This is a genomic window from Prevotella sp. oral taxon 306 str. F0472 (assembly GCF_000257925.1).
Taxonomy (GTDB): Bacteria; Bacteroidota; Bacteroidia; order Bacteroidales; family Bacteroidaceae; genus Prevotella; species Prevotella vespertina.
This window is the reverse complement of sequence record NZ_AJIN01000032.1, coordinates 1-15016: the sequence shown is the minus strand read 5'-3', so window position 1 is coordinate 15016 and position 15016 is coordinate 1. Positions and strand designations below refer to the sequence as shown.

General features: G+C 37.7%; 13 protein-coding genes and 1 pseudogene. 11 read left to right on the top strand and 3 right to left on the bottom strand.

All coding sequences use genetic code 11. The annotated features are described in order from the left end of the window. Positions 1–1229: VapE domain-containing protein (locus HMPREF9969_RS04755; protein WP_009434702.1), on the bottom strand; the 1229-nt coding region annotated here is incomplete at its 3' end. Positions 1230–1660: 431 nt separating this feature from the next. Here HMPREF9969_RS04755 and HMPREF9969_RS04750 point away from each other — a divergent pair. The 3 genes from HMPREF9969_RS04750 to HMPREF9969_RS04740 all read left to right on the top strand — a co-directional run bounded on the left by HMPREF9969_RS04750 (position 1661) and on the right by HMPREF9969_RS04740 (position 3143). Beyond that, entirely contained in the window at positions 1661–1948 is a 288-nt protein-coding gene (locus HMPREF9969_RS04750) for a helix-turn-helix domain-containing protein (RefSeq protein WP_007574553.1), read from the top strand. Positions 1949–1975: 27 nt separating this feature from the next. Beyond that, positions 1976–2266, top strand: coding sequence for a helix-turn-helix domain-containing protein (locus HMPREF9969_RS04745; protein WP_009434701.1), 291 nt, complete (start codon positions 1976–1978; stop codon positions 2264–2266). Between the two features lie 127 nt (positions 2267–2393). Continuing rightward, on the top strand, positions 2394–3143 hold the full coding sequence (locus tag HMPREF9969_RS04740; RefSeq protein WP_008446518.1) for a ThiF family adenylyltransferase: 750 nt from the start codon (positions 2394–2396) through the stop codon (positions 3141–3143). A gap of 9 nt (positions 3144–3152) precedes the next feature. On the opposite strand, the gene HMPREF9969_RS04735 is transcribed toward HMPREF9969_RS04740, so the two are convergent. Then, complete coding sequence (locus HMPREF9969_RS04735) at positions 3153–3908, bottom strand: response regulator transcription factor (protein ID WP_009434705.1); 756 nt, start codon at positions 3906–3908, stop codon at positions 3153–3155. A gap of 190 nt (positions 3909–4098) precedes the next feature. On the opposite strand from HMPREF9969_RS04735, the gene HMPREF9969_RS04730 reads away from it, so the two are divergent. The 8 genes from HMPREF9969_RS04730 to HMPREF9969_RS04700 all read left to right on the top strand — a co-directional run bounded on the left by HMPREF9969_RS04730 (position 4099) and on the right by HMPREF9969_RS04700 (position 14634). Further along, a complete protein-coding gene (locus HMPREF9969_RS04730; RefSeq protein WP_008446642.1) occupies positions 4099–4728 on the top strand; it encodes a hypothetical protein in 630 nt (209 codons plus the stop codon). Between the two features lie 178 nt (positions 4729–4906). Then, positions 4907–7201, top strand: a complete 2295-nt coding sequence (locus HMPREF9969_RS04725; protein ID WP_232212649.1) for a TonB-dependent receptor — start codon at positions 4907–4909, stop codon at positions 7199–7201. Positions 7202–7284: 83 nt separating this feature from the next. Further along, a complete protein-coding gene (locus HMPREF9969_RS12810) occupies positions 7285–7440 on the top strand; it encodes a hypothetical protein (RefSeq protein WP_009434700.1) in 156 nt (51 codons plus the stop codon). Positions 7441–7537: 97 nt separating this feature from the next. Then, a complete protein-coding gene (locus tag HMPREF9969_RS04720; protein ID WP_008446465.1) occupies positions 7538–8896 on the top strand; it encodes a radical SAM/SPASM domain-containing protein in 1359 nt (452 codons plus the stop codon). Positions 8897–8903: 7 nt separating this feature from the next. After that, positions 8904–10160, top strand: coding sequence for a DUF6734 family protein (locus HMPREF9969_RS04715; RefSeq protein WP_008446699.1), 1257 nt, complete (start codon positions 8904–8906; stop codon positions 10158–10160). A 212-nt stretch (positions 10161–10372) separates the two neighbouring features. Further along, a complete protein-coding gene (locus tag HMPREF9969_RS04710; protein ID WP_009434704.1) occupies positions 10373–11878 on the top strand; it encodes a DUF6734 family protein in 1506 nt (501 codons plus the stop codon). A 56-nt stretch (positions 11879–11934) separates the two neighbouring features. After that, positions 11935–14136, top strand: coding sequence for a peptidase domain-containing ABC transporter (locus HMPREF9969_RS04705; RefSeq protein ID WP_008446692.1), 2202 nt, complete (start codon positions 11935–11937; stop codon positions 14134–14136). 18 nt (positions 14137–14154) lie between these two features. Beyond that, positions 14155–14634 (top strand): hypothetical protein, encoded by a 480-nt coding sequence (locus tag HMPREF9969_RS04700; protein ID WP_009434699.1) that lies wholly within the window; start codon positions 14155–14157, stop codon positions 14632–14634. 181 nt (positions 14635–14815) lie between these two features. On the opposite strand, the pseudogene HMPREF9969_RS04695 reads toward HMPREF9969_RS04700, so the two are convergent. Beyond that, positions 14816–15016, bottom strand: a pseudogene (locus HMPREF9969_RS04695) (hypothetical protein); the annotation flags it as partial.

The following is a 15016-nucleotide window of genomic DNA, read 5'->3' as shown; positions in this document are numbered from 1 at the left end:
GGCAAGATTTTCCTAATCTTGTAGACATAGATGGGGCTACCACCATTTCTTCGTTTGCTCACCTTTATGTATCCTGCTTTCTTCAAGGCTTCGCCCATCCGCTTGGCAACAAGTGGCTGGTGGGTATAAATACCCAGATAGGTAAGTATCTCCGTAGTGGTCATTAACGAATATCTTTCATCCTCCGTTGGCTTTTCAAAACAACGCAACAAAAGCTCCATCTCTGCAGTTTGTACTTGAAAGTCCTCACTCTCTCTGTATAGTTCGGCAATCTCATCATCATCAAACCAATAGCGAAAACCTGACTTTAACAGGGCTTTGGCTTCCGCATAGATATTGTCCATCGAGATAGCTTTTGCTCTCTCAATATCTATGGAAAGCACTTCAAAGGGCAGGAACCGTCTGCTGCCTGTCGGGTCGGTAAGAAAATCGTTGCCGTTCACCGATGCCACAAAGCTTGCCAAGTGGGGATGTTCCTCCACATACTTGTCGTATGGCATACGGTATTTGACCATCGGGCAGGTAATGAGGTTCTTCAGTTCGTTCTCATCCCGCTTATTGAGGGCTTTTAGCTGGTCGTCTATGTTTACGATAAGGTTCTGACCGATATAAGTGAGTGTGTCTTTCTCCTGCGGATATATTTTTCCTGTGTAACTGTAACCGTGCAGTGCTGGGGGACAGAGCAGATCAAGGAACGTGGTCTTGAACTTTCCCTGCTCACCTGTCAACACAAGGCAGGTATGATTACGGCACTCACGGTCGTCCATCGCATTGGCGACCACCGCCACAAGCCATTTGGTAAGATACGGCAACCATTTGTTAGAATTACGGACAACAACGCAGCTTGCCAAATCGGGAATCGCTTTCAATGAAAAGGGAGAACTACTGCTTACATCCACCAATGGCAATCCCTTGAAATACTCCTGTATGGGATTGATACGTGGAGAGAAGCTGCTCTCGATAATTGAATAGAGGTTGTCGGAAGATGTGATAATCCCCACATCGTTGTCAAGTTCCCTGCGGAGCGTGTTGATTTCATAGCGCCCCACCTTTGTGAAATCGCTGCTATTCATTCTGCGGTATTCGGTTCGTCCCAATACCGTGTTGTATCTGAACTCATAGCGAGAGGAGAGATAGGCTTCTATCTCCGAGTTCTTGGAAAACTTCCTTCTTGTATGAAATTCGCTGTTTCCGCCCTCAGATTTGCCTTTATCTGCATTCTTCTTCATTATATGATTGGTTTGGTTTCAAAGAGTGAAGTTATGAAGAGAACAGGAAAGTGCCAAGCATTCGGAGAGTGCTTGCATAATGTTGCGCACATTGGCAATGAATTTCTCACGGATTTCAGGTAGGAAACTGTCGGAAAGCATGGATTTAAGCCCCAAACAAGAGGACAAGTATAGAAATGATGCAAGAAAGGAATGTGTTTATTTGCTCCAATCCGAATAGCATTGCGTCAGATAAAACGGATATGATAAAATGGAGTATGGAGGCAAAGAAAGAGAGCGACAATCCCTTTGTCTTTTCCTTGTTTTTCCCTGTATTTCCTTGCTGCTCTCTCGTGCTTTGAAGTATGGCAAACACATCATACTTTTGCAGACAGAAACGTGCATTAAGGCGCAATACAAAAAGGAATTACAAACAAAACAACAATAAAATTATGGGATATTTTATCATTACGGATTCAAACTGGGCAAAGCTGAGGAACGAGATACTCAGCCTTGCCGAGACATGCCACAAGGCATTCGGGGAACAAAGCAGGCATACCGATTGGCTGCACAACGGGGATGTGTGCAGGCTGCTCAACATCAGCAAGCGTACCTTACAGCACTATCGTGATACGGGTGTCTTGCCCTTTGCCCAAATCGGGCATAAGTGCTACTACAAGCGTGAGGATGTAGAATGGCTGTTACAGACAAAATCGGAGAAATCAAAAACAGACAAATAAAAGAACGAGAAATAAGACAAGAGAACGATGGAACAGGTAAGGGACTTAAACATGGAGGCTGACGATATGCAGGTGGTGCTGTCCGCTATCAGCAGTGTAAGTAGAAGGATAAAGGAAGTAGCACAGACCCACAAACCGCTGTTTGGTGGAGAACATTTCCTCACAGGTAAAGAAGTATGCGAGAGGCTGTATATCAGTCCTCGCACCTTGCAGGACTATCGGGATAGGGGAATTATCCCCTACACTCAGTTTGCAGGGAAGATACTCTATAAGGAGTCGGATTTGGAAAGGTTGTTGGAGGATAACTATAAGGAGTAGCAAACATGTTCTCTTCTGAATATGTTATAAAATCTAAAATAATCAACAATGTGATTGATTATTACACTTTTGTGTAATGTATATATGCTTTATTACATCTACTTTTGCCTAAAATAATTGTTTCATTATGGAAGAAAGATACAGCAGAAACAGGCTCTATATGAGTGAGAAAGAGCAAAGTGTGATAAAGGATTATAAGATATTCCTTGGTGGTGCAGGTATCGGCAGCATTGTGGCAGAATGTGCCTTGCGGTTTGGCTTCGAGCATATTACCATTGTTGATGGCGATAAGGTAGAGCAAAGCAACCTGAACAGGCAGAACTATACAGAGAATGATATTGGCAGATACAAGGCTGAGTGCTTGGCTGAGCGTTTGCTAAGCATCAATCCTGATGCACAGATAGATTACCATACAGAGTTCCTTAACCCTGATAACATCGAAGAGATGCTGAATGGGCATAATGTAGCCATCAATGCATTGGACTTTAAGGATAAAACTCCATTCGTCTTTGATGAAATTTGCAAAGAAAGAAAAATCCCAGTACTGCACCCATACAACTTTGGTTGGGCTGGCTTTGTTACGGTTGTAGACCCATTGGGGCATTCTTTATCTGAACTGACTGAAGAGCCAAAGGGATTTGAATTAAAGGTAGCTGAGTATGTTACTGGACACGGGGCTTTTTGGAATCAACCTAAAGAGTGGTTAGACAAAATTGTAACCCAATATAAAAAGGAAAGCGAAATGCTTCCACCTCCACAACTGTCCATAGCATCATGGATTGCAGCAGGCTTGTGTACAACGGCAATGTACAATCTTGCTACAGGAAAACCTGTGAACTATTTTCCTAAATTCTATCTCTCTTCGCTTTTGCCGTAAGTTATTTTTTCAGAAGAGTTTGTTTAAGGTAGCTCTTGAAATAGCTTCGGTGATATTCGTCACGCCTAATTTGTCAAAGGCGTGGCGTTTATAGGTTTTGATAGAATCTAACGAGCGGCACATTCTGTTCGCAATTTCCGTCATGGTAAGCCCTGCTGCTGATAACCGTAGCACTTCAAGTTCTTCTTCTTTGAGTGATATTCCATCACGTTCTTTCCACCGATGCCCTTCGAAAGAATATTTCCAATAGTTAAGATTACCCTTTTTGTGAAACTCTACATGTCCCACTGTTTTATGTGAAGATAGTGATACGACACACATACCAATCCATATCTTGCCTTCATCTGTCAATAGAATGGGAGTAAGCTGGTGATTAATCAACTTACTTTTTGTTCCACTCTTCAGATGAAAATGATATGACATGGAACATTGGTATTTATCAACATTGTCGAAAGTATCAAAGAACTTAAACCCACTTTTATTCAGCTCAACAAGCATTTTTAGTTCTTCCTCTGGTACATATTTCAAATAAAAACTATACCCCAATTCCTTCACCTCCTTTGCTGTATGACCACAAAGAAACAAAGGATTATCTGATACATAAAGAAACTCCTGCTTATAATAGTCTATCAAATAAATGCTCTGATAGGTTACACGTGCAAAGGACTCTACTGTATGAATCAATGTTGACAATACATTTGAATCGTAATCTGGTGCATTACGCATGGTGTTCGATGCTATAAAGAAATCTTTTATGTCTGTCATATATGCTAAACGTGCTAAGATTCTCTGATATATTTCACTACAAAAGTACATTTTTAATGCGAAATACCGCAAAAAGATTACACAAAAGTGTAAAAAACAAAGAGAGAAATGAAGATTTACACAAAAGTGTAATAGGTGATATTTGCATAAGAAGTATTTTTGCCATATAAATCAAGAAACAAAAAGCATTATGGAAAAACAGATTGCAACATTTAAGGACTACGCTATCTTCATGGCAGACAAAACGAGTCTGTTGGAAATAGCACAGTTTGTGGTCAAGGAAAATTACTCCCATCACTTATCTTCATTTACAGAGAAAGAAGTAAATGAAGATATCAAATCAGTGCTTGAAGAAGAGGAATATCTGTATGATAACAAATCTCATATTTATATTGCAAGGGATGCCTTTGGGAATATAATTGGCTGCATCAGGAGTTTCCATTGGGATAAACACAAGACTCTTCCTATTGAAAAAATATACGGAATAAATCCACTGAATGCTATTCACGGGGAAAGTAAATATAGTTTTTGGCATATCGGGCGCTTTGCCGTTGCAAAGGATTCGGGAATATCCACATTGACATTGTTCAAGCGGCTAATGGCATTGGCAGTAAAACCGATAGTAGAGGACAAGTACAGCTATATGATAGCAGAGATTGACAGCAAACTATTGAAAGTAATGAAGGGCTTGGGATTTGGCACACGTCAAATAGGGAAATCCATAGATTACCTGACATCGGAAACTGTTCCTGTATGTTCCAGTAAGAGAGGTATAATGGGGTTCTTTTCAAAGTATGGTGAACTTTGCAAGGCTGCATGATTACACTTTTGTGTAATATTTCAGACAACAAATTCAGAATTACACAAAAGTGTAACGATATAATTTGGAGAAACCAATACATTTGCAACATCGAAAGACAAGAAAAGTTGTCGGCATATCATGATGTTGACTCCAAAATTATAATAAGACAATACATATAATAAATAATATAATGTTTATGAAAAAGAAAATTCTCACGTTGCTCATGTCTGGCTGCTATGGTATTCTTGCTGCACAAACTACGGGAACGGTCGTAGATGAAAACAAGCAACCATTACCAGCTGCAACGGTTTCGTTGTTTCGTGAAAGCGAAAATAAGATGATTAGTGGAGTAGTAACTGATATGAATGGCGGCTTTGAACTGAATACGCATGAAGGAGAGAACTATAGAATAAGGATATCTTTTGTTGGGTATTCTACGCAGGAAATTAAATGCCAAAACATTTCTAAGCACCTTTCGGTGGGTACAATCATGTTGGAACCAGAAAGTAAGCAGCTTAATGACGTTACAGTGATCGCCAACAACGTAATACAAAAAGCTGACCGCCAAATAATTATCCCTAATCTGCTTCAGCAAAAAACATCAAGTAATGGTTTAAGTTTGTTGCAGCATCTTCAGCTTTCACGAATCTCTGTAAATACGCTTGACAGTAAGGTGACTACCACTATGGGGGATGCCGTAGAGTTACGTATTAATGGTGTAAAGGCAGAGATACAGGAGGTGAAGGCTCTCTTGCCGGCAGACGTATTGAGAATAGAATATCATGATAATCCTGGTCTAAGATACGGAAATGTAGCTGCCGTAATTGACATTATCTTAAAAGAAAAGAAGAATGGTGGAAGCATCTCCGGAGAGTTTATGAACACTATCAATCCCTTAGGTATAGGAGATTATCAGTTATCGGGTAATTATCATGTAGGTAAGTCAAACTTCAAGGCATCTGTAAACTGGAATCGACGTGATGTAAACTGGTTACGTGAAAACATGGAGGCTTTCCATGCAACGACCCCCAGTATCAGTAACTATGAGATAGGGCAAAAGACAAAGGCACGATATGACAACATCAATCTATCCATAGGATACGATTACATAAATAGCGGAAACATATTGAGTGTTACTTTTCGTGATTTATATAACAATACGCCTCATGCGGTATCTGATAGAAATTCCAAACTTATTCAGGATAGCAATACATTCGATATCAAGGACCGCACCAAGTCAAGGAGCAACAATCCATCGTTAGATATTTATTATCAGCATGAGTTTACCAAGGATCGGCATCTGTTCTTTGACCTGATAGGAACATATATCAATACTAAAAACGACCGTTTATATCGCCAATCTCTGGGGAATGCTGTGCAGGAAATAACTTCCCATGTCAATGGCAATAAATATTCGACCATAGCTGAAGTTATTTACGAGCAGAAAATCAAGGATTCGCGGTTGTCATTTGGTCTGCGACATCAGCAGATGTACACAAAAAATGCGTACGATGGAAACACATTCTCAAGCGTAAAGATGAATACAGGTGAGAGTTATGCTTTTGGAGAATGGGCTTCAAAGTTAGGGAAACTGGATTATATGGTAGGTGTAGGTGCTATGAGAACCTATGTTAGCCAAGGAAATGCCAAACAGGTAAAATATATATTTCGCCCGACTATTCAGCTGGGGTACCGTTTCAACAATTATCTGTCAATACGTTATAAAGCCTACATGGGAGGCTACGCACCCTCACTTGCCGAGTTAAGCGATGTTGAACAACACATAGACATTTACCAAATACGCCGTGGAAATCCAAATCTACAGGCGGTCAGATTTTTCTCTAATGAACTGTCAATTAGCGTAGGATCAAAATATATTAGTGCAGAATGGTTTACTCGTTATAGCTATGATGATAAACCATATATGGAAGAAACAACCTATTCGAATGGCTTCTATGTTAGGAGTTATGCCAATCAAAGAGGCTTCCATCGTCTGAACTCTCAAATAAACCTAAAAGTACAACCTTGGAGGGATTATATGTCCATCCAATTTACCCCATTTGTCAATCGCTATATCAGCAATGGCAATACCTATACGCATACACATACTAACTGGGGCTTGCGTGCCAACTTAATGGGAATGTACAAGAATTGGTATGTAGGCGCCAATCTTGAGACAAGTTTTCATAGACTGTGGGGGGAGACACTTAACAAAGATGAGAAATCACATAGTATAGTTTTTGGGTACAATAGAGAAAAATGGGGTGTAGAACTCCAGTTGCAGAACATCTTCAGTTCACGTTATGAAATGTCTGTAGAAAATCTTTCCCATCTTGCTCCTTATAATCAAATGGTATGGTCGAAAAATCTATGTAAGGTTTTTGGCATAGACTTTCATTTCAACCTGAACTTTGGAAAGCACGGTTCTGAGGTGAACCAACGTATTCATAACTCTGATACTGATGCAGGTATTGTGCCAACAACGAAGTAGCAGATAAATATAAATTCACGTACAGATAAAGAGGATGTCGAAAATCTTTAAAAGAGTAGACGTTATTAAATACTTTTAGCCTTATGGCAGAAATTAATTTAAAAAAGCTCCTTGATGAGTCCATGTTGAAAGAAATCGATCAAGATTGCATTATTTTGAACGAAGAGCAGGCCGACGAATTATACGGAGGAGCAGAATGGGGTTACTATGGTAACTGTTCATTCGGTAATTGTCACTAAGACAGTTACAAAATGAGTATTAGGGGATGCTAACTCAGGAGCGTGAGTTTTACTCCGACAATAGCATTCCCTTTTTTCTAATATTATAACATAGAAAATGGAAAATAAACTTAAACTCTCAGCATATTTATTTAAGAATTTATATCACATTAAGAGACATCAATTAGGTCTCTTCTTTTCTGGAAGAACAGCAAAAAACATTTTTGTATCAGCTAACACCTATAATTCTGTCATCAATGAAGATTTTAGGCATATAGACAAAAATACAATGGAGTTATTAATTAAAGCAAAGGTGCTTGTTCCAAAGGAAGAAGACGAGTTTAGATCAATAAACATAGAAAACCAAAAGATTTTAAAGAAGCAAAGACAGTACCATAGTGAGCACCTATATATGTCCATTCAACCAACTGATAAATGTCAATTTGCTTGTAACTATTGTGGTCAAGAGCACAACCATGCAGAAATCAGTATAGATACCATAGAATGTCTCATCAAACAGATTGATATTAAATTATCTGCACATGATTATCAGGACATGGAAATAGGATGGTTTGGAGGAGAACCGTTATGCGCCTTAGATAAAATGCGTATAATCAATAAGCATATAAAAATTCTGACAAATAAGCATAAGATTAAAAATCTATCTCATATAACTACAAATGGCTATATACTCACGCCAGATGTATATAGAGAGTTAAAGGAACAATTTAATTGCAGGAGGATAGAAATAACAATAGATGGAGATAAGGAATTCCATGACAAGCACCGTTTCACGTGTAGCGGTAAAGGAACTTTTGTTAAATTATACAACAATTTAAAGTCTATAGTCTCAAGCCCATACTATGATAAGACTAAATGCATGATAACCATTCGATGTAATATTGATCAAAGTAATATAGATGGTGTTATTCCACTTTTACATAAACTGTACAATGATGGGATGCAGGATAAAATTCGTTTTTATTGTGCATGTGTTGTTTCATGGGCAAACAATGGTGCTGGTGATGCCAAGACATGGAAGATAATTGGGAAAAAGTCTACAGAGTATATACTTTATATGCTAACGCATGGTTTTAGAACAGAGATTCTTCCGCACAGAAGTGGGCCTTATATATGTATTGGGACAATGAAAGAGTCCTTAATGTATGATGCTTATGGTAATATTTACGACTGTTCGGAGACAGCCTATTCTACAAGATATTTAGGAGGTCCATTGCATTTGGGCAATATACATAACCGAGGTAATAAGCGCAAAAATAGTGCCTTAGCGACCATTCCCCACATGTTGTTAAGTGGTCAGATTAAACAGTGTAAAGATTGTAAGTATTATCCTTTATGTGGAGGATTATGTCCACTTGCATTATATGAGAAAGAACCTAGATGCCCTATGTTTATATATAATATAGAGGATCGCATGCTAATAAATGCTATATACAGACTTAACCATATAAAATAATAACATAATGCATATAATTCAAACATATAGTCAGTTAAGAAGTTATGGACTGAACTTTTGCGGAGGTTATTTATCTCCACTAGTCAATTGGCTATCAATAGCATTGAGTGGATTACTCTTAAAAGAGTATAACCCACAAATACCCCTTTGTATGTATACAAATTTTGAGTTAAAACATATATTTAAAGATTTGTTTCTATTGCCATATGATACATACTTCATATTGGATGACATCAAGAATGAGTATAGGGATTTTTACTGTTACCCTAAAATTCAAACATATAGTATGCAAAATGCTCCCTTTTTGCATATAGACTGTGATGTGTTTTGCAAGGAAGCGCTCAAGAAGCGCTTATTAACAGCAGACTTAGTAGCCCAGCATGAAGAAAACGATTCAAATTTCTACATGTTAGTACTAAACCATTTGAAATCATGCAATGCGATAATTCCTGATTACATGAGAGTATGTTTCGGTGAAAATAATATACATTCATATAATGCAGGGGTATTGGGTGGTAATAATGTGTTCTTTTGGAAAGAGTACATTGAATATGTTAAAGATTTTTTATCAAGCAATGCTAATAGTATAAGAAAGTCAGACAAGAAGTTTCTTTATAATGTTGTTTTTGAACAATGGATTTTTTATGCCTTAGCACATACAAAAAGAATCAAGGTTGAAACATTTATTAAGGGTGTTGTTAAGGATTTTGTTATGCCTTGGGGAACAGTCCCTGACCAAGTAGTGGAAGCTAACAATCATCCTTATATTCACATAATGAATTACAAAAGTCATCCACGCTGTAATAGCTATATCATTAGGCAAATGTATAGGAAGTATCCAGAGTATTTTGACCGAATACTCTATGTATGCCATAAAAATGATATTTGTCAAAAAATCACACTAAAAGGTATTGCAAATAGTGAGTATGAGAAAAGAGCAATAGAATATGAAAAAATATCTAATGGAGACTTATTAAACTCTATAATTTCAATTTCTCCTGATGTTAAATTCATAAGTAATAAAAAAGTTTCAACATTACCTGATAAAAAGGAATGCAAACAGGAGGGATATCTAAAAACATACAATACATATCTTGCGCAGAATGTGTATATAAAATACGACTCTGTTATGACAAATCTACTTAAAATATTTAGGAAGCCTATTCGGTTAAACGAAATAATAACAGACTTGAATCCCTTTCAACAAGAATATTTAATTACAAGTATTCGCAAGGGATTATTTGATAATGTATTAATTATATGACACCATAAAATAACAAAACATAGTGCATACTTTATAATTAATACTTTGGTGGCATGAGCATAATGCTACACTAATGTATTTTAAGTGTACTAATTATATAGTCATATACACTCAGAAGGTTTAATACTTATACAACCTAAAATTAAGGTTTTTGTTAGTAGCTTAAAGGTATTTTTAGAAAAAGATTTTGTTTTATTAATATTATTGCATACATGAGGTTTTTACAGACATATTACAGTTTCTCCACAGATGAAGATCCTATGTTCGATAAAGCAGGATTTCTCTCACCTGAATTTCATTGGATAACTATGGCTATTAGTTGCCTTTTACTAAAGCAGCATTATGGTCATGTTACGCTGTATTGCAATTCCACAGCTAAAAAAGTTGTTGAAGAATTGTGTATTCCTTATGATCAGATAGTAACAATTCCGAATATTATGGAAGGGTATTCTGGCTATGAATTATGGGCTTTGCCAAAATTATATACATACAGTGAACAGCATGAACCATTTTTACATGTAGATTGTGATTTTTTGTTGTATGACAGCTTACCAGATTCCTTTTGGAAAGCAGACTTATTCGCACAAAATATTGAGTATGACGATCAATTGTATAATCGTAAGTGCATAGATCGTTTCATACAAGTTGGAGGAAAAATTCCCAATTTTGCAGATATAGAGCTTAAAAATAAGATTATTAGTGTGGCTAATGCAGGCGTACTCGGAGGAAATGATGTGAAATTCATTCAATACTACACAGAACAAGCATATAGATTTATATATAACAATGATAGGATTTTGAAACTTAATCATGACGGTTTTATAAATTCTGTTTACGAGCAACTTTTCTTTTATTGCCTAGCTCAAAAATATAATAAAACTATAAGCTACTGCACTGAAGGTGAAAAATTAAGTACTTTGTTTGATTGGATGAATCTTGATATGTCGTGTTTGAAAAAACACGGCTATTGTCATATGCTTGGAAATATAAAAAAAAGAAATGATGCACAAATTTTTGCATCAAGGCTTCTAGAAAAAATAGATCCTGCTTTACATCATCATATAATCAATACATATATCCAGCATGGCGGTATCCCAATATCTAATTATCTGAATTTTATAGATACTCCTTATATCCATCATTACAGGACTTCCAACGAAATATTAGAAAGGTCACGTAGTTTTAAAGTTTCTAAAAATTATGATATAGGAAAAATAATGAAAGAAAGAATCTATACCGAAATTAAGAAACTGGACAACACGTGCATCAAAGTTGAGAAACAACTAGAAGATAATAAGAAGGAATTTTTTAAAAAGCAGTATACTTGCATTAATAGCTTTTGGGAAAATGAGAGATTATATGAGAGTAATTGTCAGTTTATTTTAAATCCTTTTATTAGCTTGACAGATATATCATCAGAAACATTGATGTATATTACAAAAAATCAAAAAATTGAAAATAAAATGTATAAAGTTGTAACTATACCAGATGCTTTTCGTCAAACAGTTTATGAAGTAGTTGCTCGTGGAACGGTTGAAACTATTATAGACTATCTCCTACAGGAGCATACAGCAACAGCCTCCGATATAATAGATAATGTTTGTGCACTATCACAAAACAAATATGGTAAAGAAGAGTATGAAGCTAATTTAAGATATGTAGAAAGAATTATTTACCGGATGATAGAAAACTGTATTTTAACAATATCGAATATCTAACGTCCAGTTTTATTTTTGACTATTATTGAAATATTAATGCTAAAGCTCACAGTTTAATGAAACATATTCGTTTCTTACATCAATACGATTCTATGCAATGTGGTATTACATGCTTACAAATGATATGCGAATATTATGGAAAAAGATACTCTTTATCTTTTTTAGAAAAACTATGTACGCCAACTACAGAAGGAATTTCTTTATTGGGACTAAGTAAAGCTGCAAATTACCTAGGCTTTGATACGATTTGTACCCAGATAGATATTACCAATTTATCCAAATATCCGTTACCTTGTATTCTCCATTGGAATCAGAATCATTTTGTAATACTATATAAAATAAGAAGAGACAAGAGATTTTATATAGCAGATCCTAGTAAAGGATTAATTAAATATAATTTAGAGGAATTTAAGAGTCATTGGATTAGTACAAGATTGAAAGATAAAGAGCAAGGAATCGCTATGCTTTGCAGTACTACTCAGTTACTTGATAACAATAATATTAAAGAAGAATCCAAGCTGAAAGAAGAACGCTCACTCAAGTTTCTTTTCGGTTATGTCAAAAAATACGGAAAGCACTTTGGGCAGATAGTCTTAGGCTTACTTGTGGGCAGTCTGCTGCAACTTATCCTGCCTTTCCTCACGCAATCAATTGTGGATGTGGGAATCAAAAACCAGAACATCGGTTTTATTTGGTTAATACTCTTGGGACAACTTGTCCTTACCATGAGCCGTACTGCCATTGATTTTATCCGTCGTTGGCTCTTACTGCATATCTCTATGCGGATCAATATTTCTCTTGTGAGTGACTTCTTCATCAAGCTGCTCAAACTGCCGATGTCGTTCTTCGACACTAAACTGATGGGCGACCTTATGCAGCGTATGGGTGACCATAGTAGGGTGAACACGTTCTTAACTCAAAAGACACTTAGCATCGTGTTCTCCCTCTTTACCTTTGTGGTGTTCAGCATCGTGCTGCTATCCTATAATTGGCTTGTCTTTACCATCTTCATGCTCGGTAGTCTGCTCTATGGCGGTTGGCTTGCACTCTTCCTCAGGCGCAGAAAAGTACTTGATTACGAACTCTTCGAGCAGCAAGCCATCAACAACAACAAGACCTACGAGTTTATCACCTCTATGCAGGAGATAAAACTCCAAGATTGTGAACAACGTCGTCGTTGGGAATGGGAGGACGTGCAGGCAGACCTCTTTGGAGTGCAGATGAAATCCCTTAAACTCCAACAGACACAAGAGGCTGGTAGCATATTCATCAACGAACTGAAAAACATCGTAATCACCGTGGTGGCAGCCACAGCCGTCATTCACGGACAGCTCACGCTGGGTATGATGCTTGCCGTGCAGTATATCATTGGGCAACTCAACTCACCTGTCGAGCAGTTGATGAGTTTCTTCTATTCGGTGCAGGATGTGAAGATAAGTCTTGAGCGTATCAATGAAATCCACCGCATGGATGATGAGAACGGAAAGCAAGGATTGGAAATGGCAGTGAAAGAAAAAAATCAAGGCATAGACCTTGAAGCCGTAAACTTCAAGTACGATTCTCACGCATTGAAAACCATCATTGATGATGTAAGCCTCACAATCCCCAAAGGTAAGGTAACTGCCATTGTCGGAGCGTCGGGTAGCGGAAAGACCACCCTCATCAAACTGATGTTGGGCTATTATCCCGTATTGGGAGGACAAATCACCATAGGCGGAACAGGTGTAAATACGCTAAATAAGAAGTGGTGGCGCAGACAGTGTGGCGTGGTGATGCAAGACGGTGTGATATTCTCCGAGAGTATAGCAAGGAATATAGCCGTAGATGATGGTGAGATTGACAAGGAGCGATTGCAAAGGGCAGCCGAAATAGCTTGTATTCATGACTATGTAATGGGACTTCCCTTAAAATACAACACTAAGATTGGTCGCGATGGCGTTGGCTTGAGTCAAGGACAGAAACAGCGTATTTTGATAGCAAGAGCTGTATACAAGAACCCCGATTATATTTTCCTTGATGAAGCCACCAACTCGCTCGATGCCAATAACGAGCGCATGATTGTGGAGCATCTGGATGAGTTCTACAAAGGCAAGACGGTAGTTATAGTGGCTCACCGACTAAGCACGGTGAAGAATGCTGACCAAATAGTGGTACTGGATAAAGGCAAGGTGGTCGAGATTGGCAACCACGAGGAACTCACGGCAAAGCGTGGTGCATACTACAATCTTGTAAAGAATCAATTGGAGTTAGGAAACTAACGTAAAGGAAAAACAACTATGGTAGACGACAAGATAGAACTCCGCAGCGAGAAGGTAAGGCACATCATTGGCGAGATACCGTCAAAAATTGTACGCTATGGCATCATGATTATCACTATTGTAATATTAGGACTACTGGCAGGTGCATACTTTATACCTTATCCTGAAACCATCAGTGCAAAGGTACAGATGACAAATGCCCGTCAAGGCACAATCGCCGTTCCCTATAAATACGTAAATACGTTAGCGAGAGGAATGACGGTAAACATCGAATTTGAGGGTTACGATGCAGAAACCTACGGAGTTGCAAATGGTGTAATAACAGCCACATCGCATATACCCTTACAAACGGCAGAAGGCAACGTGTTCACGGCACAGGTAAGGATAACAGATTGCAAGTATAATCTCATCAGCGGAATGACAGGCACCGCATCTATACTTGTAAGCAATGAAAGCATATTTCAGAGGATTGTCAGGCAAATAACAAACATCATATAATTTCCTTTTTAATCGTAATCAAGCGGTGAAAGAAGAAGGGCAGTTGTAGTTACTGCGTAGTACCATTGTTTCGGGTATTTTACTACACGTTAATCCTTTTTCTTTCACCGCTTTAACTCCTATTGTAGTAATGTAGTAAGATATAATCGGTGAAAGAAAAAGGAAAGATAAGAAATAATCATTAGTTATTCGTGTTACCGAGCAGAAATATCGGTGTTATCACGGATGCAGGTTTCTGCAATCTCTCACAGAGATACTCTCTAAATAAATGGGCTTCCGTGCTGTCCAACTGAAAAGACAGGGCGATGATGACAGGAAGCGGATAGAGCGGAGCATAACCTTTTAGTTGTTCGTTTGCATAAATATCTTCCTCACCTGCAAC

Coding starts and splice junctions, on each gene's coding strand:
- HMPREF9969_RS04750 (WP_007574553.1), top strand. CDS start 1,661: ATGGGATATTTTATCATTACGGATTCAAACTGGGCAAAGCTGAGGAAC.
- HMPREF9969_RS04745 (WP_009434701.1), top strand. CDS start 1,976: ATGGAACAGGTAAGGGACTTAAACATGGAGGCTGACGATATGCAGGTG.
- HMPREF9969_RS04740 (WP_008446518.1), top strand. CDS start 2,394: ATGGAAGAAAGATACAGCAGAAACAGGCTCTATATGAGTGAGAAAGAG.
- HMPREF9969_RS04735 (WP_009434705.1), bottom strand. CDS start 3,908: ATGACAGACATAAAAGATTTCTTTATAGCATCGAACACCATGCGTAAT.
- HMPREF9969_RS04730 (WP_008446642.1), top strand. CDS start 4,099: ATGGAAAAACAGATTGCAACATTTAAGGACTACGCTATCTTCATGGCA.
- HMPREF9969_RS04725 (WP_232212649.1), top strand. CDS start 4,907: ATGAAAAAGAAAATTCTCACGTTGCTCATGTCTGGCTGCTATGGTATT.
- HMPREF9969_RS12810 (WP_009434700.1), top strand. CDS start 7,285: ATGGCAGAAATTAATTTAAAAAAGCTCCTTGATGAGTCCATGTTGAAA.
- HMPREF9969_RS04720 (WP_008446465.1), top strand. CDS start 7,538: ATGGAAAATAAACTTAAACTCTCAGCATATTTATTTAAGAATTTATAT.
- HMPREF9969_RS04715 (WP_008446699.1), top strand. CDS start 8,904: ATGCATATAATTCAAACATATAGTCAGTTAAGAAGTTATGGACTGAAC.
- HMPREF9969_RS04710 (WP_009434704.1), top strand. CDS start 10,373: ATGAGGTTTTTACAGACATATTACAGTTTCTCCACAGATGAAGATCCT.
- HMPREF9969_RS04705 (WP_008446692.1), top strand. CDS start 11,935: ATGAAACATATTCGTTTCTTACATCAATACGATTCTATGCAATGTGGT.
- HMPREF9969_RS04700 (WP_009434699.1), top strand. CDS start 14,155: ATGGTAGACGACAAGATAGAACTCCGCAGCGAGAAGGTAAGGCACATC.